Below are 25,704 nucleotides of genomic sequence, written 5' to 3' on the forward strand. Positions count from 1 at the left end.
CAGGCGATAAAGCATGGCGTATGTGAATCATCTACTGACGTTTATTGAGAGTAATCCGGCGCTGGCGGTGGGGTTTAATCTTATTCTGCTGCTGCTCTCCGGCATATTTGCCCATCTTTTATGCAAGTTCTTGCTGATTAAAGTGGTGCGTAAGGTCTTCTTTAGTAGCCACAAACAGGATGTGCCGCTGGAGAAGGATCGACGCATCGCCGAAAAGCTGTCCAATTTCATTCCGGTTATTATCGTCTATTACGTTCTGCAGTTTATGCCGGCGATGCCGGCATCGCTGGTGACGGCGATTAATACTATCTGCGGGATCTTGTTTTTTATTTTTATGTCGGTGTTTTTCAACGAGATGCTGGATATTGTCAACAGCTCCTATCTGCGAAAGACCAAACGTAAAAATCATTCCATTAAGGGCTATATCCAGATAGGCAAAATCTTAGTCCACATCCTGGCGGCGATCATGATCCTAGCCGTGATGTCGAACAAATCGCCGATCATTATCATCTCCAGTCTGGGGGCCGTGGCGGCGGTACTGATGATCGTGTTCCAGCATACTCTGCTGTCGCTGGTGGCGAACGTTCAGCTGTCGTCCAACGACGTGCTCCAGCTGGGGGACTGGATTGAAATGCCTGACAAGAACCTCAGCGGTGAGGTGACGGATATCGCGCTGCACACCATTACCATCCGCAACTGGGACAATACCATCTCCCGTATCCCGACCAAGAATTTCCTCACCGAGACCTATACCAACTGGCAGGCGATGTTCTCCTCCGGGGCGCGGCGGATCATGCGCAGTATCGCCATCGATCAGCACTCGGTGCGTTTTCTCGACCAGGAGATGCTCTCCTCGATGCTGACCATCCGCGGGGTGAGTGAGCCTCTGGCGACGCTGCTTGACGGCCGGGATCCCGGCGGCGTGGCCGACCGCTGGTTTGTCGATAACGGGCTAACCAACCTGACCCTGTTTCGCCACTATCTGATGCACTATCTCGCCGAGCGGCCGGATATTATTAAGGAGATGTACATTGTGGCGAGAACGCTGAAACCGTCGCCCTCGGGCATCCCGCTGGAGATTTACTGCTTCACCACCTCAACGCTGTGGAAAGACTACGAAAATACCCAGTCGGCGATATTTGAGTACATTACCGCGGTGGCCGGACAGTTTTCCCTGCGCCTCTATCAGTATCCCGCCGGGCACGATTTTTGGCGTCTCTCCCAGGAGCACGCCGCCCGGACGGGCCTGCCGCCGTCGGCCGAAGGCTAAGCGCTGATCTGCTGGCGCCAGAGGGCGATCTCCTCCTCCAGCCAGGTGATGAACCGGGCGACTTCCGGCCGGTTCTCCGCCTGCGGGGAGACGGTTAGCCAGTAGTGCCAGGGGTAGGGGACGGTGACGGCGGTGAGCTGCACCAGCTCGCCGCGGGCTATCGCCCCCGCCACCAGGGAGCGCCGCTCCAGCGCCACGCCGGCCCCCAGACGAACCGCCTCCAGCACCAGATTGGAGTCGTTCAGGCGCAGGCCTGAGGGGACGATCGGCTTTTCCAGCCCCGCCTGGCTGCACCAGGCGTTCCAGGACTCCATGGAAAAAATAATATCGCTGGCGGCGATCGCCTGCGGGGTGGTCGGCAGGTTACCGCCGCGATAGCCGGGGGCGGCGACCACCAGCTGTTCATCGGCAAACAGATGCCGGCTTTCCATCCCCTCCCAGTCGCCTTGCCCCATGCGTATGGCCAGATCGATACCCTCCTGTTGCAGGTTAACCACCGCCAGGCTGGTCAGCAGGCGCACCGCGATCTGCGGATGCCGCGCCTGAAAGCGCGCCAGCCGCGGCAGCAGCCAGTGGCAGCCAAAGGAGGGGAGCGTCGCCAGGGTCACTTCCAGGGTGCGGGGTTTGATCTGCACCATGCGCGTGGCGTCGGCGATGTGCTGTAACGCCTCGCGGATTTGCAGGGCATAGAGCCGTCCTTCTTCCGTGATGCGCACTCCGCGGCCGTGGCGGATAAAGAGCGTGACGCCGACCAGGGCTTCCAGCTGTTTGATGTGCTGGCTGACCGCCGAATGGGTCACGCTCATCTCGTGGGCGGCCTGCGTTACGCTGCCGAGGCGCGCCACCGCCTCAAAGCTGCGCAGGCTGGCGACAGGGGGAAAATCTGCCATGGTGATCTCTCAGTCAGTGAGTCGATACGTTAACGTTACTACCGGGTTAGCGGGTTTTATAGCCGCCGCGAACAGGCTGAAAAAGGGGCTAAATGCCGCCTCAGTCGGTATAGCACAAGGGGGACTGGAGGGCTACAGCGAGTCGCCAATCTGTTAGTTTTACTAACCGTTGCGGTAAGTATCTGGTGATATTCGCGGCATCGGTTTTCCAGTAAGGTAAAGCCGCAACCTCTTTATCGCAGGCAGGAGTGACGATGAAACTCATTGGTATGATGGATTCACCTTATGTAAGACGCGTGGCGGTTTCTCTGGCGCTCTATGGCGTGGAATTCGAGAGCCTGCCGCTATCGGTCTTTAGCGGCTTTGACGAATTTTCCCGCATTAATCCGGTGGTCAAGGCGCCGACGGTGGTGCTCGATAGCGGGACGCAGCTGATGGACTCCACGCTGATCCTCCACTATTTCGAAACGACCAATCCGGCCGGGCGCCGGCAGCTTCCCGCGCATCCCGAGGCGCTGGCCCGCGATCTGCACCTGCTGGGGGTGATCCTCGCCGCCTGTGAAAAAGCGGTCCAGCATGTTTATGAGTACCGTCTGCGGCCGGAAGAGAAGCAGCATCAGCCGTGGGTAGCCCGGGTGACCGGCCAGCTGCTGGCCGCCTGTCGGGAGTGGGACGCCCGGCTGGCAGACCGCGCCGCCGCCGCGCAGCCGGATCAGGTGCTGGTCACCAGCACGGTGGTCTGGTCCTTTATCCAGTTGATGATCCCGGCGGTGGTGTCGGCCGCGGCGTTTCCGCATATTCGCGCGCTGGCGGAGAAGGGAGAGGCGCTGCCGGCGTTTCAACAGTATCCGCTGGGTTAACGGCAGGGGTGGAGAGGGGCGCCGCAGCGTGGCGCCCTGAAGCAGGAGAGGATCACCAGCAGACAAACCCGCCGTCGACCACCAGGTCTACGCCGGTGCAGAACGAGGCGGCGTCGCTGGCGAGGAACAGCGCCGGGCCGGCTATCTCTTCCACCTTCGCCATTCGCTGCATCGGCGTCTGGCTTTCAAACTCGCGGGTCTGGTGCACCATCTCCGGACGGGTATTCATCGGCGTGGCGGTATATCCCGGGCTAATGGAATTGACGCGGATCCCTTTGCCCACCCACTCCATCGCCAGGCTTTTCGACAGATGGATCACGCCGGCTTTGGAGCAGTTGTAATGCGCCTGGTCGAGGCCGCGGTTAACAATAATCCCCGACATCGAGGCGATATTGATAATCGACCCGCCGCCGGACTCCAGCATCAGTTCCGCTTCCGCTTTGCAGGAGTTCCATATGCCGGTGAGATTGATGTCGATAACCCGTTGCCACTGCTCGCTCTCCATCTCCAGGGCCGGATTGGCGTTGGCGATCCCGGCGGCGTTAACGGCGATATCGAGGCGGCCATAGCGGCTTTTGGCCAGCGCAACGGCGGCGCGCAGGTCGGCAATCTGGCGGACATCGCCGGTAAAAGAACAAGCCTGACCGCCGATGGATTCAATATGGCTGACCGTTTCCGCCAGCCCGCCGTCGTCGCGAAGATCAAAACAGACTACCCGTGCACCCGCGCTGGCGAGGCTGCAGGCGATGGTCTGGCCGATGCCGCTGCCGGCGCCGGTGACGAAAGCGACGCGATCCCGCAGGTTAAACAGCTGCTGTGCAAAGTCTTTACCGATCATAATGTTTACTCTCTTCAATATAGTGTCGAACGTCGGGAGCCCTGTTTCCCGAATGGCGGCGCGCCGCGCCTTATCCGGGCAACCTTTCGGCGGTGTTACGTAGCCCCGGTAAGCGAAGCGCCACCGGGGGGACGTCCCGGCGTGGTGGCGCCAATGCGGGACGCCTTATTCGGGCTATGGGGCCCGCTAACCCGCGGGGATTACGACATAATCAAACCGCCATCGATATTGATGGTCTGCCCGGTGAGATAGCGCGCGTCGTCGGAGGCGAGGAAGGCCACCAGCCCGGCCACGTCTTCCGGCTTACCGGCGCGTTTCATTGGGATCCCTTCGACCCATTCCGCCATCAGTTCGCCCTTGCCGTAGCGCTTCTGCTCGGTGCTGAGAATTTCGCCCCACACGCGGTCGTTGTAATCCCACATCTCGCTTTCAATAATGCCGGGGCAGAAGGCGTTGACGGTGATGTTCCACGGCGCCAGCTCGTGCGCCAGGCTTTGGGTAATGCCGATCACGCCCATTTTGCTGGCGGCGTAGTGCGGCGTGTAGATAAAACCCTGTCGCCCCTGGCCGGAAGAGGTGTTGATCAGGCTGCCGTGATTCTGTTTCACCATATATTTGGCCGCCTCGCGGCAGCACAGCCACACGCCGGTGGTGTTGACCGCCAGCACTTTTTCGAAATCGGCTTTTGGCATCCGGTCGTAGTAATCGATGGTGATCACCCCGGCGTTCTGAATGGAGACGTCGATGGTGCCGAAGCGGGCGGCGGCCTGCTCATACAGCGACTGCACCTGCGCTTCGTCGGTCACATCGACCTGCAGCGATAAAATATCCGCCTGATAGCGCTGACGCAGGGTTTCGGCGGTCTCGTGAACGCGCTCGGCGTTGGAGACCATCACCAGGTTTGCGCCGTCGCGGGCAAAGCGCTCGGCAATGCCTGCGCCGATGCCGCGGCAGGCGCCGGTGATCACCACCGTTTTGTTCTGGAAATCTCGTTGCATATTTTTTCCCTTTCGCTGAGCCGGGCACCAGGCCCGGCGGAAGATGTGAATCGTTGCCGGTTAGCTGGAGGTGGCGCCGTTGGGGGGGATGGCGTCCAGTTTTTCCTCGTGGCGGCGCATCAGGATGACCTTGCTCTGCAGCTTCTGCTGGAACTGGTCGACGACCACAGCGGTGACAATCACCACGCCTTTAATCACCATCTGCCAGAAGTCGCTGACGCCCATCATCACCATGCCGTCGGCAAGGAAGACGATGACGAAGGCGCCGATAATTGACCCGGTCACCCGGCCGCGGCCGCCGGCCAGCGCGGTACCGCCGAGCACGGTGGCGCCGATGGCGTCCATCTCAAACATGTTGCCGGTCATCGGGTGCGCGGTTTGCAGCTGTGATGCGACGATCAGGCCGACAAACGCCGCGCACAGGCCGGAGAAGGCATAGACGAATATTTTCGCTTTCACGATCGGCACGCCGGCGAGGCGGGCGGCAGACTCATTGCCGCCGATGGCGTAGATGTAGCGGCCAAGCGGCGTTTTAGTGGTCAGCCAGTAGCCCAGCACGAGGAAGCCGATCATCAGCCAGATCGGCAGATAGACGCCGAGCAGGGTGCCGGAGCCGAGGGTGGCGAAACCGGTGTTGCCCAGCGCTTCCATGCCGTTGAGATTCGGGTAGGTGCTCCCGTCGTTAAACAGCAGCGCGGAGCCGCGGGCGACGTACATCATGCCTAAGGTGCAGATAAACGGCGCCACGCCGAAGCGGGTGATCACCGCGCCGTTGACCAGACCGACCAGCACACCGAAGATCGCCACGCAGAGGATCACCTCCGGGACATTAAAGAAGAGGATATCGCCGTTCCACAGCGGCAGGCCGTTGGTCAGCAGCGCACCCGCCACCATGCCGCAGATCCCCGCTACCGCGCCGACGGACAAATCAATGCCGCCGGTGAGAATGACCAGCGTCATGCCGATGGCCAGCAGGCCAGTGATCGCCACGTGCTGGGTCATGATCAGCAGGTTAGAGGCGGTCAGGAAGTTGGGTACCATCACGCTGAAGAACGCGATCACCAGCAGGAGGGCGATAAAGGTGCGGGCCTTCAGCAGGTACATATAAATCATATATTTCTGGTTCATGATGGATTCCAGCCTGATTAATCTTGAGGTGTTGAAGCCGCGATTAACTGTTCGCGGGTCACCGCATGGCGCGGTAAATCGGCGGTAATGCGGCCATCGGCCATCACCAGGATGCGGTCGGCCAGGGCCATCACCTCATCCAGTTCCGAAGATGAGAACATCACCGCCAGCCCCTGCTGAGCCATTTTGCCGATCAGGTGATAGACGTCGGTTTTCGCGCCGACGTCGATGCCGCGCGTCGGTTCGTCGAGGAACACCACCTGCGGCTGGGTCATCAGCGCTTTACCCAGCACCACTTTTTGTTGATTGCCGCCGCTCAGCGAGGTGATGGGCAATGTGGCGTCGCTGACCTTGATCGCCAGCTGCTGGATCATCTCTTTCACGCAGGTCTCTTCTTTTTGCGGGTTCAACCAGCGCCAGGCGCGGCGGAACCCCTGCAGGCTGAAATCAGAGAGCGTCATGTTGGCCTGAATCGACATCATCTGCACCACGCCTTCGCCCTGACGGTCCTCCGGCACCAGCGCCAGCCCCTTTTTCAGGCGCTGTTGAAAGCGAGATTTGCCGATGCTTTCGCCGTTAAGATGCACCTCGCCGCGCTGGCAGGGCATCAAGCCGACCAGGCCTTTAAACAGCTCGGTGCGCCCGGCGCCCAGCAGGCCGTAAATACCGATCACTTCGCCTTTGCTGAGGGTGAAGGTGACGTCATTGAGCTTGTAACCGCCGCTGGGATGCAGCGCGGTCAGCCCTTTGACGTCAAGCACTGCGTCGCCTTTTGGCGCCGGTTGATAATCAAAGTGTTTTTTCTTATCACCGACCATCTGCTCGATGATCCACGGTACGCTGGCGTCGCTGACGTGACGCTCGCTGATAAAGCGACCGTCGCGGAAAATGGTGATGTTGTCGCCAATCTCCATCAGCTCTTCGAGGCGATGCGAGATATAGATGATGGTCACGCCGCGCCGCTTAAGCTGCGCGATCACCTTGAACAGCACTTTGACCTCAGACTGGCTCAGCGCCGAGGTGGGCTCGTCCATGATCAGCACGCGGGTGTCTTTCGACAGGGCGCGGGCAATCTCGACTAACTGCTGGTGGCCGATACCGAGTTCACCCAGCGGAGCGTAAGGATCGACATCCAGCTCCAGCCGTTCCAGCAGCGATTTGGCCAGCGCGTACTGGTATTTTTCGTTAATGCGTCCTTTCTGAAAGAATTCATTCGCCATGAAGATGTTGTCCATCACATTCATATTGGGAAATAAATTCAGTTCCTGAAAAATAATACTGATGCCCAGTTTTTCTGCCTGATGCGTCGACTGTAATGAAACTGCTTCACCATCGAGGATAATTTGCCCGGAGGAGGGCGTTTCCACACCGGCAAGCATTTTCATCATGGTGGATTTACCCGCACCATTTTCTCCGATCAGCACGTTGACCTTATTTCGATAGACCCGGTAATTGACATTATCCAGGGCGGTTACGCCGGGATAGACGCGCGACAGGCCGCGGGTTTCGATAATCACTTCGGACTCAACGGGCTGGGGAGCGACGAGATCGTGCGGCGCCATATTATTGTCCCCCTGCATGAATGATTTTCGCCGGGGTAATTTCCGGGAGAGTTTGCGGAATATCCCAGGCCGAGAAGACGCCGTACACCTCCACGCTGTCGCCGGTTTTGACGTTGGCTGTCTGAATCATTTTGACCGCCTGACTGTTGATATTCTTGCTGTACTCGCCGAACAGCACCTGGTCATTAAAGTCCTGATAGCTGGCGCCGCTGTAGCCGTCGCGCAGCTGGGTGCCGCGCAGGGTAGGGCCAATCTGCACCGTCACCTTCCCGACGCTGGCGTCGGTCAAGGTCATTTTGCCGCTGCGCGAGGCGGTATCGAGTTTGCTGACGGTACCTGAAACCTTGACGTAGAAGATGCAGGGGTTTTCATCCTGCGCACGGTAGCCGAGGGTTTTACAGGCGCTATCAATGTCTTTTGCCGCCTTGAGCGCGCTCATCAGTTCCGCCGCCGGACGCGCTTTCGTCACCACCTGCGGTACGATGCTCTGCTGCCAGGTTTTATCCATATTCGCCATATGCGGGTTGGGCGGGGATTTCAGGTCTGCCAGCTCCTGCTGCGAGACGATGCGACAGCCCCCTAGCGCCAGTACGGCCAGCGTCAGACAGGTTTTCTTAAACATAATGCTCTCCTCTGCGCCCCCGCAGGGGCGCAACCACCCGAACTCAGGACTTAATGTTGAAATCCTGGACTTTATCGGCGTTATCCTGGGTAATCAGAATGCCGCGGAACATCACGCGCTGCTTCGCCGGCTTCTCGCCTTTTTGCAGGTAGTTATCCAGATCGGTGACGCCCTGAGCGGCGATGGCCTGCGCCTGCAGCATTACGGTTGCCTGCAGGGTGCCGGCTTTCACGGCGTCGCGCTCATCGTTGCTGCCGTCGATGCCGACGACAATCACATCGCTACGGTTGGCCGCTTTCAGCGCCGCAATCGCGCCAAGGGCTACCGGCCCGTTGCCACAGATGACGCCTTTCACGTCGGGGTGCGCCTGCAGGATGCTGTCCATGATGCGTTTGCCGTCGAGCAGGGTGCCTTTGGCATCCTGTTTCGCCACGCTGACCATATCCGGATACTGGTCAATGACCTGATGGAAAGATTTAGAACGGGTGACGCAGTTATTATCGGCGAGGTTGCAGGTCAGCTCGGCGTATTTGCCTTTCTCCGCCATTTTCTCGACGAAGACGTTGGCGACCTCAGAGCCGGCCTGGAAGTTATTGTGGGTAATTTGTTCCAGTGCCACATCATCAACCGGAATTTCGCGGTTAATTAAGACCACCGGAATGCCCGCTTTTTTGGCTTTTTCAACGGCGGCGACGCTGGCGGTGGAGTCAGCGTTATCGAGAATAATGCCCTGCACTTTTTTACCAATCGCGGTGTCGATAAGCTCATTCTGCTTTTTGACATCTTCGCCATGGGACAGCACGGTGGTTTTGTAGCCGAGAGCTTGCGCTTTTTCGCTGGCGCCTTTGGCTTCCGAGGCGTAATACGGGTTATCCAGCGAGTTGACCATGATCATAATGGTGCCTTTCTCCGCGGCGTGCGCGGCAAAGGAGAAGGCGGTCAGGGTCGCAGCGGTTAAAAGGGTTATACGTAATTTCATGACTCTGTTCCTGTATTTTTATATTCGAACAAATGAGCCCCTGAGCGGGCAGGCTTTTACGGTCTGAAATTTCCCCTAATGTATTCGGGGATAGCGATATCGTTATGGGCCGGGTTTCTCCTGTGATAAGTGAATGCGTGTCGTCGCGCAGTCTGGCGGTCAGGCTGGCGAGTCCGGTTTCCATAATGTTCGGTCGACCGCATGGCGCCACTCCTGCCAGCGCGTTTGTAAGCGCTGGTGGCGGGCCATGTCGGGCTGAAAGGTGCTATGTTCGGTTAAGAAGGCCTGCAGATCGGCGGTCGATCCCGGATGGAGCGCTTTGCGTGCCAGCAACGCCGCGCCGATGGCGGACAGCTCCGGCACGTCGCTGCGCATCACCGGGCAGCCGAGCAGATCGGCCTGGTATTGCATCAGCCAGTCATTGTTGGTCGGCCCGCCGTCCACCATCAACGCCGTCAGGGTGAACTCCTCATGCTGACGCATCGCCACCACCACGTCGGCTATCTGATAGGTGATGGACTCCAGCGCCGCACGGATCAGATGCGCGCGTTTCACCCCGCGACTCAGGCCGCAAATCACGCCGCGGGCGCTGTCATCCCACCAGGGCGCGCCAAGACCGGTCAGCGCCGGCACGAAGTAGACCCCGAGGGTTGAGTCGACGGAGGCGGGGAGGGTATTCAGCTCATGGGCCAGCTCGGCGGCAGAGAGTTCGCTCAGTCCGGTGCTGTCCGCCATCCAGGCGACAGCATCGCCGGTGTGGGGAATATTCCCTTCCAGGCCCCACACCAGCTGGTCGCCATCGTGCCAGGCGACGGTGGTCGCCAGCGCGTCGATATCGCACTGCGCCGATTTGACCGGGGCCATGACCGAAGAGCCGGTGCCGTAGGTGGCTTTGACGCAGCCTGCCTCGCCGAGCGCGTGGCCGAACAGCGCGGCGTGGGAGTCGCCGATCATCGACATGATCGGAATACCGTCCGGAATGGCGGCCAGTCCTTTGGTATGGCCGAAGAGGCCGCTCGACGGTTTAATTTCCGGCAACGCCGCGCGCGGAATGCCGAACAGCGCCAGCATCTCGTCGTCCCACTCGCCGCGGTGCAGGTTCAGCAGCTGGGTGCGGGAGGCATTGGAGTAGTCGCAGCAGAAGGCTTCTCCAGCAGTCAGATTCCACAGCAGCCAGCTGTCGATGGTGCCGAGGCAAATCTCACCGCGTTCGGCGCGCAGGTGGCCATCGACAGTCGCATCCAGCAGCCAGCGCATTTTGGAGGCCGAGAACAGCGGGGCGATTGGCAGGCCGGTGGCACGCTTAATGTGCTGTTCCTGACGATCGTGACGCAGCGTGTCGCAGAACGCGGCGCTGCGGGTGCATTGCCAGGTAATGGCCGCGTTAATCGGTTCGCCGCTGTCGCGATACCAGCCAATGGCGGTTTCCCGCTGGTTGCTGATAGCCAGCGCGGCGACGTTTTCCGCGCCAACGTGGGCCACCGCGCTGGCGATCACCGTCAGTGAGGCGGTAACCAGCGCTTCGCCCGATTGCTCCACCCAGCCGTCGCGCGGCGTTTGGATCGCCAGCGGCTGCGAGAATTTGACGATAACTTTGCCCCGGCTATCCAGCACCACCGCTTTGGCGTTGGTGGTGCCTTCATCCAGGGCAATGATGAACTCTTTTGCTGTCGCCTGCATCGTGCTCTCCTCGGTCACTCGGTGTCCTGGAACCGCGAAGACGAGGAATATCTCCCACCGTCTCCTGCGTCTGTGCAGGCCATGTTGTGACATTTCATTATCATCTTTTTAATCACTGAATATATATTCGATAGTGATTATTTATTTGATACCTTAAGCCACAAACCCGGTGACGGGCTACCGGAAAAATCATCAATTGTGCTGGCAATCACATTTCGCCGATCGGCGAAAGCGGCGATAGGCGGCTGGAGTGGTTGATTAACTGATTGAATTTAAATGTATTAACAGAGCCAGCCCTGAAGCTAAAAAAGCACGTCAGGGCGGCAGAGAGGAAAAGCAGCGCGGCAGGTTAGTCGCTAACCAGCATGCGAGCGGTAGGGTAATCGGTGATTAAAACATCAATGTAGCCGCCGGTGAGGGCGCCTTTGATGGCCGCGACTTTGTCGGTACCGCCGGCCAGCGCGACCACGTTCGGGCATTTTTTGACCTTCTCCAGCGCCATACCGATCACCGGATCTTCATCATCGCGTAACACCGGATGGCCGTTTTTGTCGTAGTAGTGCAGGCAGATATCACCCACCGCGCCGCGCGCCGCCAGCACCTGCAGCATATCTTCGTGATAGTAGTTACCGGAGGTTTTCAGCAGTTGAGAGGGTTCGAGAATGCCGATGCCGACGATGGCGATATCCACTTCATCAAAGCGCGACACCACGTCAGCGACGTCTTTGCTGGCCAGCAGCCGGTTGCGCTCCTCCATGGATCCTTCGATGCTCTGTGACGGCAGCAGCCAGGCGTCGCAATTCAGGCGCTGGGCGAGGGTCTGGGTAAGAATCGTCGCCTGCACGTTACCGTTTGGCCCGACGCCGCCGAGCAGTTGGATCACGCCGCTGGCTTTCAGGTTTTGCGCATGAACTTCATCGACCATCGCGCGAATGGTTGAGCTCCACGAGGAGACGCCAATCAGATCTTTTGGCCGCAGCCGGGTTTCCAGATAGTGGGCGGCGGCGGAGCCAATCGCCCGCTTGATGGTATGATCGCTGGCCTCTTCCTCGGTATCCACCACCACCGCCTGCTTAAGGCCGTAGCGATCCTCAAGCCCTTTTTCGAGCTTCAGAAAGATGTTGGACGGCTGAACGACGCTGATCTTGACGACGCCTTCTTTCTGGCAGCGGGTAATGGCGCGGGAGACAAATGACTGAGACAGCGAGAGAAGTTGGGCGATATCAGACTGCTTTCGTCCTTCCAGATAGTAAAGCGTGGCAATCTTAACCAATAGCCGTTGTTCATCCTGCTTAGCCATATTAATCCTCGAAAATCATTTATCGCCTTTCTTCAGGCGGTTAGCTGCAGCCATTATCGTAGTGACTTTTATCATACGCGAAAAAAAATCAGACTTAAGTGTGACAGGCGTCTAACTTTTGCCAATCCTCAAAATCGACTATGGACAAAAACAAAACAGCCAGGCCATAATCGAATAAAGAATCATTATTGAATATATATTCAAGGCGATTTCGAGTCAATGTGTTTATCCGGGCTTCGCCTGGAGCGGGAGGCAGAATGTTCCTGAGTAGGGCGCTGTGGCAGAAGGCTTACCACCCGGCATAGGGATATCTGGTTTTTTTAGTCCTTGCTGGAATAAATATTCCATGCTGAAAATAAATTCAGAGGTGTGAAATGAATCCCTACAGATATGATATTCAGACGCTGGAGCGTAAAGCCCGCGCGGTGCGGCGCCATATTGTGCGCTTAAACGCCAATAGTCCGGCCGGCGGCCACACCGGGGCTGGCCTTTCGCAGGTCGAACTGTTAACCGCGCTCTATTTCCGCGTCCTTAACGTCGCGCCGGACCGGCTCGACGACCCGCAGCGCGATATCTACATCCAGTCGAAAGGCCACGCCGTGGGCTGCTACTACTGCGTCCTGGCGGAAGCCGGCTTCTTCCCGGTCGAGTGGCTGGAGACCTACCAGCATGCCAATTCCCATCTCCCCGGCCACCCGGTGCGGCAAAAAACGCCGGGCATCGAGCTCAACACCGGCGCGCTGGGCCACGGTTTGCCTGTTGCGGTGGGGCTGGCGCTGGCCGCGAAGAAAAGCAACAGCACCCGCCGCATTTTTTTGATCACCGGCGACGGCGAACTGGCGGAAGGCAGTAACTGGGAAGCCGCCCTGGCGGCTGCACATTACGGCCTGGATAATCTGGTCATTATTAATGATAAGAACAACCTCCAGCTGGCCGGGCCGACGCGCGAAATCATGAATACCGATCCGCTGGCCGATAAATGGCGCGCCTTCGGTATGGAAGTCAGCGAATGCCAGGGTAACGACATGGCCTCGGTGGTCTCGGTCATCGAGGGGTTGAAGCAGGAAGGTAAACCCAACGTTATTATTGCCAACACCACGAAAGGTGCCGGTATTTCCTTTATCCAGGGGCGCCCGGAGTGGCACCACCGGGTGCCGAAAGGCGAAGAAATTGCACTGGCACTGGAGGAACTGAAAGATGAGTAATGCAGAACACCTGGCTAACGTCATGGTCGAAGCCTTTATCGCCGCCGTGGAGCGCGGCGTCGATCTGGTGCCGGTGGTAGCCGACTCCACGTCAACGGCCAAAATCGCGCCGTTTATTAAACAGTTCCCCGGCCGGCTGGTGAACGTCGGCATCGCCGAGCAGAGCATGGTCGGCACCGCCGCCGGTCTGGCGCTGGGCGGAAAAGTGGCTGTGACCTGTAACGCCGCGCCGTTTCTTATCTCGCGGGCCAATGAGCAAATCAAAGTGGATGTCTGTTACAACAACACCAACGTCAAGCTGTTTGGCCTTAACGCCGGAGCCAGCTACGGCCCGCTGGCCAGCACCCACCATGCCATTGACGATCTGGCGGTGATGCGCGGCTTCGGCAATATCCAGATTTTCGCCCCGTCCTCGCCGCGCGAATGTCGGCAGATTATTGATTACGCCATCGGTTATCAGGGGCCGGTCTATATTCGCCTCGATGGCAAGGCGCTGCCGGAACTGCACGATGAAAGCTATCGCTTTGTACCGGGCGCGATCGTCACGCTGAGGGAAGGCGATGATATCGCGCTGGTGGCCACCGGCTCGACGGTGCATGAGATCGTCGATGCGGCGCAGATGCTGGCCGACGCGGGGATTCAGGCCAAAGTGGTGAGCGTGCCATCTCTTCGCCCCTGCGATACCGCCGCGCTGCTGGCGGCGCTGAAGCCGTGCAAAGCGGTGATTACGGTGGAGGAGCATAACGTCAACGGCGGGGTGGGAAGCCTGGTGGCGGAAGTATTAGCTGAGGCTGGGGTGGGTATCCCGCTCAAACGTCTGGGGATCCCGGATGGTGAGTATGCGGCGGCGGCAGATCGCGGCTGGCTGCGTAAACACCACGGTTTCGATGCCGCTTCCGTCGCGGAGCTGGCGCAGAAAATGCGCTGATTTTTCGCCGTCTAAAACCGATAACCCGTGCGGAATGCCGCGCGGGTTTTTTTACGGCGCGCAGAGCGTGATGATGTATTCCCCTGCCTGAATCCATTGCAGCCGATACTCCACGGTAGAGAGCCGAAGACGCAGATTTCCTTCCTTTATTGCAGCCAGCGTAAAATCGTTAAAACCGACGCCCGCCTGTACGTCGGGATGGCAGGCCTTAAACCCACTCTCTTTTGCCGAAAACGCCAGCGTCAGCGCCAGCGGGTAGGGCAGGCCGCTGCGCAGCAGCGCCGTTTTTTCCGCCGGGCTGATAATGCTGCTCTCCAGCTCCGCGGCCAGCTGTGGGGTAAACCGGCGCTCGATATCGACGCCCACCGGCCGATCGGCGATCACCGCCAGCGCGCGCTGGCCGCAATGACTTATGCTGCCGAACCAGGGCGTGGGCCACAGCGGCTGGCGCCGATCGCCGATGGCGGGAAGCCGTTTCTCCCCCACCTCGCGCAGGGCGTATGCCGCGGCGATGCGTCCGGCCAGGTGCTCCGCCTGCCGCTTGCGGCCCCACCCGGTCAGGCTGGCGTGATAGGGCAGCCAGAACAGATCTTCAGGCTGGAAAGTCGCCGGGTCGAAGTCGATCTGCTGGATGGTATAGCCGGCCAGAGGCAAAGCGGTGCGATGGTGGCGCATAGGGTAAGGTTACCGCGGTTGCCCCCGCCCTTTGTCCAGCAAGGGCGGGGGAGGGAGAACCCGCTATCAGAAGTGGGTGTTGACGCTCAGGTACCAGGTGCGGCCCGATTCATTGTAGGTCTCGGCGCCGGCGCCGTACATCGTGCCGGTGGCGCCCCCGGTGGTCTGGGCGTTGCCCGCGCGCCAGTGGCGCTTATCGAAGACGTTATCCACGCCGCCGGTCAGACTGACGTATTTGGTGACGTCCCAGGTCGCGCTCAGGCCGAGGATGCTGTAGGGGCTAACCTCGTTCTTCTCGCTGCCGGTGACCGGTTGACCCTTGTAGTTGTACTTCTTCGGCTCCTGCTTGCCGTACCAGGTGAAGGTCGACTGCAGCGAAACGTCATCGCGAACCTGCCAGCTCAGGGTGGAGTTCAGCGTGTATTCCGGGATAATCGACAGACGATCGCCGGTCTTTTTGTTCTTACTCTGCAGCATATAGGTGATGTTGTTGGTCCAGTTGACGGTCTCGCTCACCGGAACGTTCAACGTCCCCTCCAGACCTTCCACCACCGCTTTCGGCACGTTTTCCCACTGGTAGAGATCGGTACCTTTATTGTTTTGATAGACTGGGGCATAGCCCGCTTCAATCTTGTTGCGGTAGTCGTTGCGGAACCAGGTGACGCCCGCCAGCCAGCCGTCGCGTTTAAACTCGAGGCCAATCTCTTTGTTGATACTGGTCTCGGCTTTTAAGTCGTCATTACCCTGCAGATAGCAGCCGTCTTTACTGGCGTAGCAGCCCTGGCCTTTACTGTAGAGAATGTAGTTCGGGTTGGTCTGATACAGGCTCGGCGCTTTATAGGCGCGGGCGATGCCCATCTTCAGCGTGAAGTCATCCCACAGGCCCTGCGACAGGTTGAGGGACGGGCTCCAGTTATTGCCGACAATGCTGTGATGATCGAAACGCAGCGCCGGAGTCAGCATGGTGGTGTCGGTCAGCTCCATGTTGTTCTCGGCGAACAGCGAGAAGATTTCCGCCTGCGAGTACGGGCTGCGGCCGGTGCTGTCGTAGCCCGGAATTTCGCCTCCCGACAGCGCCTGGGTGTTGGACGCGTTATCCTTCATCCGCTGTTGATTCCACTCGCTGCCCAGCGTCAGGTTCTGATTAACCAGATAGTCGAAGGGAATGCTGACTTCGCTGTGCAGCATCACATCCGCCAGATCGATATCCGTGAACTGGTTGCTGTTAAAGATCCCCTCGGTGCCGCCGGCTAGGCCTTCGCCTTTGCGCGAGTTGCGGGTGCGCTCGTACTGCGCCCAGTTGCTGGTGGTCACCCCGTTGTCCCAGGCGCCGTTCCAGGTAACCGAGTAGGTGTTGCGATACAGACGGTTGGTCTCTTTGCCGTAGTTCTCTTTTACCAGGTCGTTGGAGTTGGTGTTCTGGGTATCGCCGGCGTAGAGGTTGCCCTGGCGGCTGTAGCCGGCCTCAAACTCCAGCGACTGCATCGGAGCGAATTCCCAGCGCACCAGACCATCGATGTTTTTGTTTTTCACCCCTTCGCGCCCGGCCGGCAGAATATCGGCATAGATCCCGGTACGCTCGGACTGATGGCCCTGGTTGATATCCCAGGCGTCGGCCTTCGTTTTGTCGAGGTTACCGAACAGGCGGAAGCTAAAATCGCCGCCCAGCGGGCCGCTGAGGCTGAAGTTAGTGCGTTTGGTGGAGCCTTCATCCTTGTGCTCCGGGGCGTTCATATAGGTGTTCCATGAGCCGTGCCACTCATCGCCGGTTTTTTTGGTGATGATATTCACCACGCCGCCGGCGGCGCCGTTGCCGTAGCGGGCGGCGGCCGGGCCGCGAATCACTTCGATACGTTCGATTATCTCCGGCGGCACCCAGCTGGTATCGCCGCGGGTGTCGCGCTCGCCGCGCCAGCCAAGGCGCACGGAGTTGCGGCTGGTGACCGGCTTGCCGTCGATCAGGATCAGGGTATTTTCCGGGCCCATGCCGCGGATATCAATCTGGCGGTTGTTGCCGCGCTGGCCGCTGGTGGAGTTGCCGGTCAGGTTGACTCCCGGCATGGTGCGAATGATCTCCGAGACGTCGCGCGCCGGGGGGCGTTTGCGGATCTCATCGGCGGTGATGGTGGAGACGCCCGGCGCCTGCAGGTTCTGCTCGGCGGCGGTGACCACCATGGTCTCTTCAGCGGCGCTGTTTTTATCGTCGGTGGCGGTTTCCGCTGCGCTTAACGGAAAAGCAACCCCGTAAATTCCCAGATTGACCAGCAAGGCCAGGGATTTGATCCTGTTATTCATTGTTATTCCTGCTTTTTGTCGCCACGTTCCCCAAACGCCCCTTCCCACCGGGAGGGGAGGCGGCATAAATGTTGCCAAAAGCGGGCAAAGGCACTCCGTCGCTGGCTGAATAAGCCCGATTTGACATGTTCTGATGAAAGACGCGCTTCCCACGGCGCGCTAATACGCTATTGCAAATGCAAATAGTTATCAATAATATTATCAATAAATAATGACAATTAATTAAAAAAGTCACGCTATACATAGGGTTAATGACAGAATGTTAAGGACAGGAAGCGAGGAGTGGTGGCAAACCCTGCGGGGGCCGCAGTGCCGCGCAGTGGATGACGCCATCGAGGTAACGTTCTGGTGGCGGGACCCGGCGGGGGATGAAACCCGCTCTCCCCATCGTCGGGTATGGCTCTATATCACCGGCGTGACCGACCACCATCAGAATGCGCGTCCGCAATCGCTGCAACGTCTCCCCGGGACCGACGCCTGGTTCTGGCGCACTACGCTGTCGCCGACCTGGCGCGGCAGCTACTGTTTTATTCCCTCCGACCGTGACGATGATTTTTCCCCTGAGGTGTTCAGCGCTGATGCGCCCGACCGCGCGCTGCTACGCGAAGGCTGGCGCAAACTGCTGCCGCGGGCGATAGCCGATCCGCTGAACCCGCACAGCTGGCGGGGCGGACGCGGCCATGGCGTGTCCGCCCTGGAGATGCCGCAGGCCCCCGCGCAGCCTGGCTGGGACCCGCTTAATGAGGCACATCCTGCCGCCCGTTGCCTTGAGTGGCGCAGCGCGCGTCTGGGCAACCATCGCCGGGTCTGGATCTACACCACCGGCGAGGCTGTCGACCCGCAAACGCGGCCGCTGGCGATCCTGCTCGACGGCCAGTTCTGGGCCGAGAGCATGCCGGTGTGGTCGCCGCTGGCCGCCCTGACCCGCGAGGGGAGACTGCCGCCGGCGGTCTACCTGCTGATCGACGCGATCGACAACCAGCGCCGCGGGGTTGAGCTGCCCTGTCACCGCGATTTCTGGCTGGCGGTGCAGGAGGAGCTCCTGCCGCTGGTCCACGGCTATGCCCCGTTCAGCGACCGCCCGGATCGGACGGTGGTGGCCGGGCAAAGCTTCGGCGGTCTGGCGGCGATGTTCGCCGCTCTCAACTGGCCGCAGCGCTTTGGCTGCGTGCTCAGCCAGTCAGGCTCCTACTGGTGGCCGCACCGTGATGGCCGCGGGACGGGCTTTATCGGCGAACAGCTTCGCCAGGGTGAGGTGTCCGCGGCCGGGCTGCGCGTCTGGCTGGAAGCGGGCCAACGCGAACCGATCATTTTTCGCGCGAACCAGGCGCTACTGGCGCAACTCACCACAACACAGCAGACGATTTTCTGGCGTCAGGTTGACGGCGGGCATGATGCGCTTTGCTGGCGCGGCGGGCTGACGGCAGGGCTTATCCAGCTCTGGCAGCCTCTGCTGTCGCACCCTTAGCATCGCGTTTTACGACAGGAGTTTGATATGCAATTCAGTAACCCCTTCGACAATCCGCAAGGGCAGTTTTACATTCTGCGCAATGATCAACAGCAGTACAGCCTGTGGCCGGCGCACTGCGACCTGCCTGCCGGCTGGACGGTGGTGTGCCCCCCGCAGTCGGCCGAGGCCTGCAACGCCTGGCTGGCGGCCAACTGGTCAACCCTGACCCCCGCCCATCATGCGTCATAAGGAGCTGACAATGACCACTCGTTTACCGCTGGTTGCCGCGCAGCCGGGGATCTGGATGGCCGAGCGCCTCTCCACTCTGCCAGGCGCCTGGAGCGTGGCCCACTATGTTGAACTGCGCGGCGCACTCGACCCGACGCTGCTGGGAAAAGCGATTGTCGCTGGTCTGCAGCAGGCGGACACCCTCAGCCTGCGCTTTGAGGAAGAGGAGGGGGAAGTCTGGCAGTGGCTGGCGGCCGACCGCACCTTTGCCGAACCGTCGATCATTGACCTGCGTACGGCGCCGGATCCGCATCGCGCCGCCACGGAGCGGATGCAGGCGGACCTGGCGCAGGATCTGCGCGTCGACGGCGGCAACCCGCTGGTGTGCCATCAGCTGCTGTGCGTCGGCGACGACCGCTGGTACTGGTATCAGCGATATCACCACTTGCTGGTGGATGGCTTCAGCTTCCCGGCGATAACCCGGCAGATCGCCGCCATTTACCGCGCCTGGCAGCGTGGGGAAGCCACTCCTGAGTCGCCTTTCACCCCCTTCGCCGAGGTGGTGGACGAGTACCAGCGCTACGCCGGCAGCGAGGCCTGGCAGCGGGATAAAGCCTTCTGGCAGGCCCAGCGCCAGGCGTTACCGGCGCCAGCCTCACTCTCTGCCGCGCCACTGGGCGGGCGCGCCGCCGGGAGCGATATCTGGCGGATGAAGCTGGAGATGAACGCCGACGCCTTCCGCCGTCTGGCCAGCCATGCGCCGCAGTGTCAGCCCGCTGACCTGGCGCTGGCGCTCACCACGCTGTGGCTGGGCCGCCTGTGCAACCGGATGGACTACGCGGCGGGCTTTATCTTTATGCGCCGGATGGGTTCAGCCGCGCTGACCTCGACGGGGCCGGTGCTCAATGTCCTGCCTCTGGCGGTGCATATTGACGCCCAGGAGACGCTGGCGGACCTGGCGATGCGCCTCGCCGGTCAGTTGAAAAAGATGCGCCGCCATCAGCGCTATGACGCCGAACAGATCGTCCGCGACAGCGGCAAAGCGGCAGGGGACGAACCGCTGTTCGGCCCGGTGCTGAACGTCAAAGTCTTTGATTACCAGCTGGATATCGATGGTGTGCTGGCAGTGACCCACACCCTCGCCACCGGCCCGGTCAACGATCTCGAGCTGGCGCTGTTCCCGGATGAGACCGTCGGGCTGTCGCTGGAGATCCTCGCCAACAAGGCCCGGTACGACGAAGCCGAGCTCCGTCGCCACATGGCGCGACTGACCGCGCTGCTGGCGCAGTTCGCCGCCGATCCGGCGCTGCGCTGCGGCGAAGCAGAGATGCTCTCCGCCGACGAGCTGGCCCGGCTGGCGGCGGTCAACGATACCGCTGTGCCGCTGCCTGCCACCACCCTCAGCGCGCTGGTGGCCGACCAGGCGCGGAAGACCCCGGATGCGCCGGCGCTGGCGGACGCCCGCTGGCAGTTCAGCTATCGCGAGATGCGTCAGCAGGTGGTGGCGCTCGCGCAGCTGCTGCGTCAGCGCGGCGTGAAGCCGGGCGACAGCGTGGCGGTGGCCCTGCCGCGCTCGGTGTTCCTGACCCTGGCGCTGCACGGCATTGTCGAAGCGGGGGCCGCCTGGCTGCCGCTGGACACCGGCTACCCGGACGACCGCCTGCGGATGATGCTGGAAGACGCCCGGCCGTCGCTGCTGATCGCCACGGAGGACCAGCTGGCCCGCTTCAGCGATATTCCGGGGCTGGAAAGCCTCTGCTACCAGCAGCCGCTGGCCGCCGGGGATGACGCGCCGCTGGCGGTGTCAAAACCAGACCATACCGCCTACATCATCTTTACCTCCGGCTCCACCGGGCGGCCGAAAGGGGTGATGGTCGGCCAGACCGCCATCGTCAACCGCCTGCTGTGGATGCAGGATCGCTATCCGTTATCTGCCGACGACGTGGTGGCGCAGAAAACGCCGTGCAGTTTCGACGTGTCGGTGTGGGAATTCTGGTGGCCGTTTATCGCCGGCGCGCAGCTGGTGATGGCCGAGCCGGAGGCGCACCGCGACCCGCAGGCGATGCAGCAGTTCTTCGCCCGCTACGGCGTGACCACCACCCACTTTGTGCCGTCGATGCTGGCGGCGTTTGTCGCCTCGCTGGATGCCGACAGCGTCGCTGCCTGCCGCACGCTGCGGCGGGTATTCTGCAGCGGCGAAGCGCTGCCGACGGAATTGTGCCGCGAGTGGGAGCGCTTAACCGGCGCGCCGCTGCATAACCTGTACGGCCCGACGGAGGCGGCGGTGGACGTCAGCTGGTACCCGGCCTGCGGATCTGAGCTGGCGGCGGTGACCGGCAGCAGCGTGCCGATTGGCTGGCCGGTGTGGAACACCGGGCTGCGCATTCTCGATGCCGCGATGCGCTCGGTGCCGCCGGGGGTGGCGGGGGATCTTTATCTCACCGGCATCCAGCTGGCGCAGGGCTATCTGGGGCGCCCGGATCTCACCGCCAGCCGCTTTATCGCCGACCCGTTTGCCCCCGGCGAGCGGATGTATCGCACCGGCGACGTGGCGCGCTGGCTGACGAACGGCGCGGTGGAGTACCTTGGCCGCAGCGACGATCAGCTGAAGATCCGCGGGCAGCGCATCGAGCTTGGCGAGATTGATCGGGTGATGTTGGCCCTGCCGGACGTGGGGCAGGCGGTGAGTCACGCCTGCGTCTTCAACCAGGCGGCGGCGACCGGCGGTGATGCCCGACAGCTGGTGGGCTATCTGGTCTCTGACTCCGGCCTGCCGCTGGATACCGCGGCGCTGAAAGCGCGGCTGGCGGAACAGCTGCCGCCGCATATGGTGCCGGTGGTGCTGATGCAGCTCGCTGAGCTGCCGCTGAGCGCCAACGGCAAACTGGACCGCAAAGCGCTGCCGCTGCCGACCCTCGGCGGCGAGCGCAGCGGCCGGCCGCCGGAGCCCGGCATGGAAACTCTTGTCGCCGCCGCCTTCAGCCAGCTGCTGGGCTGCGAGGTGAACGATATCGACGCCGATTTCTTCGCCCTTGGCGGCCATTCGCTGCTGGCGATGCGCCTGGCGGCACAGCTCAGCCGCCAGCTGGCGCGGCAGGTGACCCCGGGGCAGGTGATGGTGGCCTCGACGGTGGGCAAACTGAGCGCGCTGCTGGCCGCCGATCTCAGCGATGAGCAGGCTCAGCGCCTGGGGTTGGATACGCTTCTGCCGCTGCGCGAGAGCGACGGTCCGACGCTGTTCTGCTTCCATCCGGCCTCCGGCTTCGCCTGGCAGTTCAGCGTGCTGGCGCGCTATCTCAGCCCGCGCTGGTCAATTACCGGTATTCAGTCGCCGCGCCCGCAGGGGCCGATGGCCAGCGCCGCCAGCCTCGACGAGGTCTGCGAGCATCATCTGCAAACGCTGTTGGCGCAGCAGCCGCACGGCCCTTATTACCTGTTCGGGTATTCGTTGGGCGGCACCTTAGCCCAGGGGATTGCCGCCCGCTTGCGCCAGCGCGGCGAAGCGGTGGCCTTCCTCGGCCTGCTGGATACCTGGCCGCCGGAGACGCAAAACTGGGCGGAGAAAGAGGCCAACGGGCTGGATCCCGAGGTACTGGCGGAGATCGACCGCGAGCGCGAAGCGTTCCTCGCCGCCCAGCAGGGGCAAGCCTCCGGCGAGCTGTTCAGCGCCATCGAAGGCAACTATGCCGATGCGGTGCGGCTGTTAACTACTGCCCACAGCGCGAAGTTTGACGGCAAGGCGACGCTGTTCGTGGCGGAGAAGACGCGGCAGGAGGGGATGGATCCGCAGGTCGTATGGGGCCCGTGGGTGGGGGAACTGGAGGTGTTCAGCCAGAACTGCGCCCACGTCGATATCATCTCCCCGCAGGCCTTTGAGGCCATCGGTCCGGTGGTCAGGGAGATTCTGGGGTAACGGTTGAGTTCGGGCTACAGCAGGTAGCCCGGCTCAGCGTAGCGCAAGCCGGGGAAAGAGGAGATTACCGGCGGCCCAGCGGGACCACCAGCGGCGTATGCGCCACCGGATCTTCAATGATCGTGCAGCGCAGACCGTAAATCCGTTCAATCAGATCGGCGGTGACGATCTCCTTCGGCGCCCCCTCGGCGACGATCCTGCCGTCGCGCAGGGCGATCAGGTGGGTGGCGTAGCGGCAGGCCTGGTTAAGATCGTGCAGCACCGCCGCCAGGGTATAGCCCTTCTCGCGATTCAGCTCACTCAACAGTTCCAGCAGGTCGATCTGATGGCTGATGTCCAGCCAGGTGGTCGGCTCATCCAGCAGCATAATCGCCGTTTCCTGGGCCAGCACCATCGCAATCCACGCCCGCTGCCGCTGGCCGCCGGAAAGCGTGTCGACGCTCTGCAGCGCCAGATCGCTGATCCCGGTCGCCCGCATCGCCTTGTTCACCGCCTCTTCATCTTCTTTGCGCCAGCGGGTAAACAGCGGCTGGTGCGGATAGCGCCCGCGGGCCACCAGCTCCTGCACCGTGATATCGCCAGGGGTGGTGGCATTCTGCGCCAGCAGCCCGATGCGGCGGGCAACCTCTTTACTGGCGTACTGCTGGATCTGCGCGCCGTCGAGCCAGACGTGGCCGCTGGCCGGCGTCATCAGGCGACTGAGGGTGCGCAATAGCGTCGACTTGCCGCAGCCGTTGGGGCCGATAATGGCGGTGAAGTGACCGTCAGGGATGGTCACGTTCAGCGACTCGGCGATGGTCTTGTTCCCGTAGGCCAGGGTTAACTGCTCGCCGCGCAAACGGGAGGGGACAGCACTCATTTTTTGCGGGACTCCTGAATCAACAATGCAATAAGGTAAATACCGCCGAGGCTGACGGTTAACACGCCAACCGGCAGCTGCCACGGCATAAACAGCCGTTGGGCGCCGTAATCGGCCAGCGCCAGCAGCAGCGCGCCGCACAGGGCCGACTGGGTCAGTCCCCAGCGGGCCGTGCCGCTCAGGCGGCGGGCGATATGCGGCGCCACCAGCGCGATAAATGAGATCGGCCCGGCCAGCGCCGTCGAGGCGGCGGTGAGCACCACCGCCACCAGCATCAGCAGCAGGCGCGAACGCTCGACCTGCACCCCCAGCGCGCAGGCGGTATCGTCGCCCATCTCCAGCAGCCGCATCCGGCGAACCAGCAGGGCGCTGCCCACCAGCATCAACAGGATCAGCGGCGCCGACGGCCAGGTTTTACCCCACGTCAGGCCATTAAGCGATCCGGCGTTCCACAGGCCCGCAGAAAGGGCGGTCTCCAGCGAGGCGCGCAGCAGCAGCCAGGTGTTGAATGCCACCAGCATGGCGCGCACGCCGATGCCGATAATGATCAGGCGGAAGGTCTCGATCCCGTTGCGCCAGGCCAGCAGCCAGACCACCAGCGAGGTCAGCACCCCGCCGGCCATCGCCGCCAGGGCGATCGCCGTCAGGTTCTGGCCGAAGAGGACCATCGCCACCAGCACGCCGCTCCAGGCGCCGGTGTTAAAGCCCATCACGTCCGGGCTGCCGAGCGGGTTACGGGTCAGCGACTGGAAAATGGCGCCGCTGACGCCGAGCGCGGCGCCAATGAGCAGCGCCATTAACACCCGCGGCAGCCGCCATTCGTTCACCACCATCGCGACGTTGCGCGGCGCATCGCCGAACAGCGCCGAGAACACCTGGTCAATCGTCAGGGGCACCGGGCCTTGCGCCAGCCCGAGCAGGGAAATCAGCAGGCTGGCGGCCATTAGCAGCAGACAGCTGGCTATCAGGCGGCGGGACGGGGCAATCACAGGCCACCTCCCCGCGGCTGGCGGCGCACCAGCCAGATCAGCACCGGCGCGCCGAGAAAGGCGCTCACCACCGATACCCGCAGTTCGCCGGGCACCAGCAGGCGGCCAATCACGTCGGCAAACAGCAGCAGGGCCGGGGTGGCGAGCAGGGTGACCGGCAGCGACCAGCGATGATCGGCCCCCACCAGCCAGCGCGCCATATGCGGCATCATCAGGCCGATAAAGGCGATGGGGCCGACGACGGCGGTGGCGCTGCCGCACAGGACGGTGATGACGATCAGGCCGATCAGCTGGGTGCGGGCGACGCGGCTGCCGAGGGCGGTGGCGGTATCGTTGCCCAGGCTCAGGCTGTTCAGCGCCCGGCTCAGCAGCAGAGCGGCGATCCCCGCCACGACTACCGGCAGCAGGACAATTTTCAGCGTTTGCAGGGTGCGGATATCCAGCGAACCGGCCTGCCAGAAGCGTAGCTGATCGTAGACGTCCGGGTTGAGCAGGGCGATGCCGTTGGACAGCCCCTCGAGTACCGCCGCAAGGGCGACCCCGGCGAGAGTGAGGCGCACCGGGCTCAGCTGACCGCCGCCCTGGCTGCCGGTAAAGGCTACCAGCAGCGAGGCGCAGAGCGCGCCGCAGAACGCCAGCAGCAGCTGCTCCTGCGGGGAAGTGATCCCGAACAGCGCCGCGCCGAGGACGATGGCGAAGCTGGCGCCGGAGTTGACCCCCAGCAGGCCGGGGTCGGCCAACGGGTTGCGGGTGAGCGTTTGCATCAGCGCGCCGGCGAGGCCGAGGGCGACGCCGGCCAGCAGACCGGCCAGAGTGCGCGGCAGGCGCGCGTCCAGCACAATAGTGCAATCAGCGCTTTGACAGGTTCCGCTGAAGGCGGTGAATACCGTGCCGATCGGCAACGATTTGGCGCCGATGGTCAGGCTAAGCGCGGCGGCTAAGGCGAGTAATAGCAACAATCCGGGCACGGCGACAGAGCGTACCGCGGTCGTAGAAAACGACATAACTGACATCCCTGATATGATAATGATAGTA

Annotated in this window: 21 protein-coding genes; 7 read left to right on the top strand and 14 right to left on the bottom strand. The window is 61.6% G+C overall.

Translation table 11 applies throughout. The features are described 5' to 3' along the window. Positions 1-13 precede the first annotated feature (13 nt). Complete coding sequence (locus tag DR88_RS31715) at positions 14-1,270, top strand: mechanosensitive ion channel family protein (protein WP_004147504.1); 1,257 nt, start codon at positions 14-16, stop codon at positions 1,268-1,270. On the opposite strand, the gene DR88_RS19520 is transcribed toward DR88_RS31715, so the two are convergent. Next, entirely contained in the window at positions 1,267-2,160 is an 894-nt protein-coding gene (locus tag DR88_RS19520) for a LysR substrate-binding domain-containing protein (RefSeq protein ID WP_025862092.1), read from the bottom strand. The two genes, DR88_RS31715 and DR88_RS19520, sit on opposite strands and share 4 nt — an antisense overlap. 254 nt (positions 2,161-2,414) lie before the next feature. Between DR88_RS19520 and DR88_RS19515 the strand changes: the two genes are divergently transcribed. Continuing rightward, positions 2,415-3,020, top strand: a complete 606-nt coding sequence (locus tag DR88_RS19515; RefSeq protein ID WP_025862091.1) for a glutathione S-transferase — start codon at positions 2,415-2,417, stop codon at positions 3,018-3,020. Positions 3,021-3,072: 52 nt separating this feature from the next. Here DR88_RS19515 and DR88_RS19510 read toward each other — a convergent pair whose 3' ends face one another. From DR88_RS19510 to DR88_RS19475, 8 genes are all read right to left on the bottom strand, one after another. Beyond that, complete coding sequence (locus DR88_RS19510; RefSeq protein ID WP_009483798.1) at positions 3,073-3,858, bottom strand: SDR family oxidoreductase; 786 nt, start codon at positions 3,856-3,858, stop codon at positions 3,073-3,075. A 200-nt stretch (positions 3,859-4,058) separates the two neighbouring features. Further along, positions 4,059-4,856, bottom strand: a complete 798-nt coding sequence (locus tag DR88_RS19505) for an SDR family oxidoreductase (RefSeq protein WP_004191416.1) — start codon at positions 4,854-4,856, stop codon at positions 4,059-4,061. A 60-nt stretch (positions 4,857-4,916) separates the two neighbouring features. Next, the gene (locus tag DR88_RS19500; protein ID WP_004147507.1) at positions 4,917-5,984 is read right to left on the bottom strand and encodes an ABC transporter permease; all 1,068 of its coding nucleotides are present in this window, start codon (positions 5,982-5,984) and stop codon (positions 4,917-4,919) included. A 17-nt stretch (positions 5,985-6,001) separates the two neighbouring features. Beyond that, complete coding sequence (locus DR88_RS19495; RefSeq protein WP_004176928.1) at positions 6,002-7,546, bottom strand: sugar ABC transporter ATP-binding protein; 1,545 nt, start codon at positions 7,544-7,546, stop codon at positions 6,002-6,004. 1 nt (position 7,547) lies between these two features. After that, entirely contained in the window at positions 7,548-8,168 is a 621-nt protein-coding gene (locus tag DR88_RS19490; RefSeq protein WP_002893596.1) for a DUF2291 family protein, read from the bottom strand. A 43-nt stretch (positions 8,169-8,211) separates the two neighbouring features. Further along, positions 8,212-9,147 (bottom strand): D-ribose ABC transporter substrate-binding protein, encoded by a 936-nt coding sequence (locus tag DR88_RS19485; protein WP_004147509.1) that lies wholly within the window; start codon positions 9,145-9,147, stop codon positions 8,212-8,214. Between the two features lie 159 nt (positions 9,148-9,306). Further along, entirely contained in the window at positions 9,307-10,827 is a 1,521-nt protein-coding gene (locus DR88_RS19480) for an FGGY family carbohydrate kinase (RefSeq protein ID WP_002893599.1), read from the bottom strand. A 349-nt stretch (positions 10,828-11,176) separates the two neighbouring features. Beyond that, positions 11,177-12,127 carry a sugar-binding transcriptional regulator gene (locus DR88_RS19475; RefSeq protein WP_002893602.1) on the bottom strand — a complete coding sequence of 317 codons (951 nt, stop codon included), beginning with the start codon at positions 12,125-12,127 and terminating at the stop codon, positions 11,177-11,179. Positions 12,128-12,501: 374 nt separating this feature from the next. Here DR88_RS19475 and DR88_RS19470 point away from each other — a divergent pair, with 374 nt between their 5' ends. Together DR88_RS19470 and DR88_RS19465 are read left to right on the top strand one after the other, a co-directional pair. Continuing rightward, positions 12,502-13,332 (top strand): transketolase, encoded by an 831-nt coding sequence (locus DR88_RS19470; protein ID WP_032443807.1) that lies wholly within the window; start codon positions 12,502-12,504, stop codon positions 13,330-13,332. After that, positions 13,325-14,260 carry a transketolase family protein gene (locus tag DR88_RS19465; protein ID WP_023282274.1) on the top strand — a complete coding sequence of 312 codons (936 nt, stop codon included), beginning with the start codon at positions 13,325-13,327 and terminating at the stop codon, positions 14,258-14,260. Before DR88_RS19470 ends, DR88_RS19465 begins: the two co-directional genes overlap by 8 nt. Positions 14,261-14,311: 51 nt before the next feature. On the opposite strand, the gene entD is transcribed toward DR88_RS19465, so the two are convergent. Together entD and fepA are read right to left on the bottom strand one after the other, a co-directional pair. Next, on the bottom strand, positions 14,312-14,935 hold the full coding sequence (gene entD / locus DR88_RS19460) for an enterobactin synthase subunit EntD (RefSeq protein WP_025862089.1): 624 nt from the start codon (positions 14,933-14,935) through the stop codon (positions 14,312-14,314). Positions 14,936-15,001: 66 nt separating this feature from the next. Further along, positions 15,002-17,230, bottom strand: a complete 2,229-nt coding sequence (fepA, locus tag DR88_RS19455; RefSeq protein ID WP_032443809.1) for a siderophore enterobactin receptor FepA — start codon at positions 17,228-17,230, stop codon at positions 15,002-15,004. Positions 17,231-17,489: 259 nt separating this feature from the next. Between fepA and fes the strand changes: the two genes are divergently transcribed. The 3 genes from fes to entF are packed head-to-tail and all read left to right on the top strand — an operon-like array spanning position 17,490 to position 22,821. Next, the gene (gene fes / locus DR88_RS19450; protein ID WP_004147519.1) at positions 17,490-18,698 is read left to right on the top strand and encodes an enterochelin esterase; all 1,209 of its coding nucleotides are present in this window, start codon (positions 17,490-17,492) and stop codon (positions 18,696-18,698) included. A 27-nt stretch (positions 18,699-18,725) separates the two neighbouring features. After that, entirely contained in the window at positions 18,726-18,929 is a 204-nt protein-coding gene (locus DR88_RS19445; RefSeq protein ID WP_004176919.1) for an MbtH family protein, read from the top strand. 10 nt (positions 18,930-18,939) lie between these two features. Then, on the top strand, positions 18,940-22,821 hold the full coding sequence (gene entF, locus DR88_RS19440) for an enterobactin non-ribosomal peptide synthetase EntF (protein WP_032443810.1): 3,882 nt from the start codon (positions 18,940-18,942) through the stop codon (positions 22,819-22,821). A gap of 64 nt (positions 22,822-22,885) precedes the next feature. On the opposite strand, the gene fepC is transcribed toward entF, so the two are convergent. From fepC to fepD, 3 genes are read right to left on the bottom strand one after another with little or no spacing between them, the layout of a single operon-like run. Then, entirely contained in the window at positions 22,886-23,680 is a 795-nt protein-coding gene (gene fepC / locus DR88_RS19435; protein ID WP_002893737.1) for an iron-enterobactin ABC transporter ATP-binding protein, read from the bottom strand. Then, the gene (gene fepG / locus DR88_RS19430; RefSeq protein ID WP_004147521.1) at positions 23,677-24,669 is read right to left on the bottom strand and encodes an iron-enterobactin ABC transporter permease; all 993 of its coding nucleotides are present in this window, start codon (positions 24,667-24,669) and stop codon (positions 23,677-23,679) included. Before fepG ends, fepC begins: the two co-directional genes overlap by 4 nt. Further along, positions 24,666-25,673, bottom strand: a complete 1,008-nt coding sequence (gene fepD, locus DR88_RS19425; RefSeq protein ID WP_004176917.1) for a Fe(3+)-siderophore ABC transporter permease — start codon at positions 25,671-25,673, stop codon at positions 24,666-24,668. The genes fepG and fepD overlap by 4 nt, the downstream gene beginning before the upstream one ends. Between the last annotated feature and the right edge of the window lie 31 nt (positions 25,674-25,704).

The organism is Klebsiella pneumoniae, assembly GCF_000742135.1.
Classification (GTDB): Bacteria; Pseudomonadota; Gammaproteobacteria; order Enterobacterales; family Enterobacteriaceae; genus Klebsiella; species Klebsiella pneumoniae.

Bases quoted from the DNA above. Each gene is read 5' to 3' on its own strand.
- DR88_RS31715 (WP_004147504.1), top strand. From the start codon at position 14: ATGGCGTATGTGAATCATCTACTGACGTTTATTGAGAGTAATCCGGCG.
- DR88_RS19520 (WP_025862092.1), bottom strand. From the start codon at position 2,160: ATGGCAGATTTTCCCCCTGTCGCCAGCCTGCGCAGCTTTGAGGCGGTG.
- DR88_RS19515 (WP_025862091.1), top strand. From the start codon at position 2,415: ATGAAACTCATTGGTATGATGGATTCACCTTATGTAAGACGCGTGGCG.
- DR88_RS19510 (WP_009483798.1), bottom strand. From the start codon at position 3,858: ATGATCGGTAAAGACTTTGCACAGCAGCTGTTTAACCTGCGGGATCGC.
- DR88_RS19505 (WP_004191416.1), bottom strand. From the start codon at position 4,856: ATGCAACGAGATTTCCAGAACAAAACGGTGGTGATCACCGGCGCCTGC.
- DR88_RS19500 (WP_004147507.1), bottom strand. From the start codon at position 5,984: ATGAACCAGAAATATATGATTTATATGTACCTGCTGAAGGCCCGCACC.
- DR88_RS19495 (WP_004176928.1), bottom strand. From the start codon at position 7,546: ATGGCGCCGCACGATCTCGTCGCTCCCCAGCCCGTTGAGTCCGAAGTG.
- DR88_RS19490 (WP_002893596.1), bottom strand. From the start codon at position 8,168: ATGTTTAAGAAAACCTGTCTGACGCTGGCCGTACTGGCGCTAGGGGGC.
- DR88_RS19485 (WP_004147509.1), bottom strand. From the start codon at position 9,147: ATGAAATTACGTATAACCCTTTTAACCGCTGCGACCCTGACCGCCTTC.
- DR88_RS19480 (WP_002893599.1), bottom strand. From the start codon at position 10,827: ATGCAGGCGACAGCAAAAGAGTTCATCATTGCCCTGGATGAAGGCACC.
- DR88_RS19475 (WP_002893602.1), bottom strand. From the start codon at position 12,127: ATGGCTAAGCAGGATGAACAACGGCTATTGGTTAAGATTGCCACGCTT.
- DR88_RS19470 (WP_032443807.1), top strand. From the start codon at position 12,502: ATGAATCCCTACAGATATGATATTCAGACGCTGGAGCGTAAAGCCCGC.
- DR88_RS19465 (WP_023282274.1), top strand. From the start codon at position 13,325: ATGAGTAATGCAGAACACCTGGCTAACGTCATGGTCGAAGCCTTTATC.
- entD (WP_025862089.1), bottom strand. From the start codon at position 14,935: ATGCGCCACCATCGCACCGCTTTGCCTCTGGCCGGCTATACCATCCAG.
- fepA (WP_032443809.1), bottom strand. From the start codon at position 17,230: ATGAATAACAGGATCAAATCCCTGGCCTTGCTGGTCAATCTGGGAATT.
- fes (WP_004147519.1), top strand. From the start codon at position 17,490: ATGTTAAGGACAGGAAGCGAGGAGTGGTGGCAAACCCTGCGGGGGCCG.
- DR88_RS19445 (WP_004176919.1), top strand. From the start codon at position 18,726: ATGCAATTCAGTAACCCCTTCGACAATCCGCAAGGGCAGTTTTACATT.
- entF (WP_032443810.1), top strand. From the start codon at position 18,940: ATGACCACTCGTTTACCGCTGGTTGCCGCGCAGCCGGGGATCTGGATG.
- fepC (WP_002893737.1), bottom strand. From the start codon at position 23,680: ATGAGTGCTGTCCCCTCCCGTTTGCGCGGCGAGCAGTTAACCCTGGCC.
- fepD (WP_004176917.1), bottom strand. From the start codon at position 25,673: ATGTCGTTTTCTACGACCGCGGTACGCTCTGTCGCCGTGCCCGGATTG.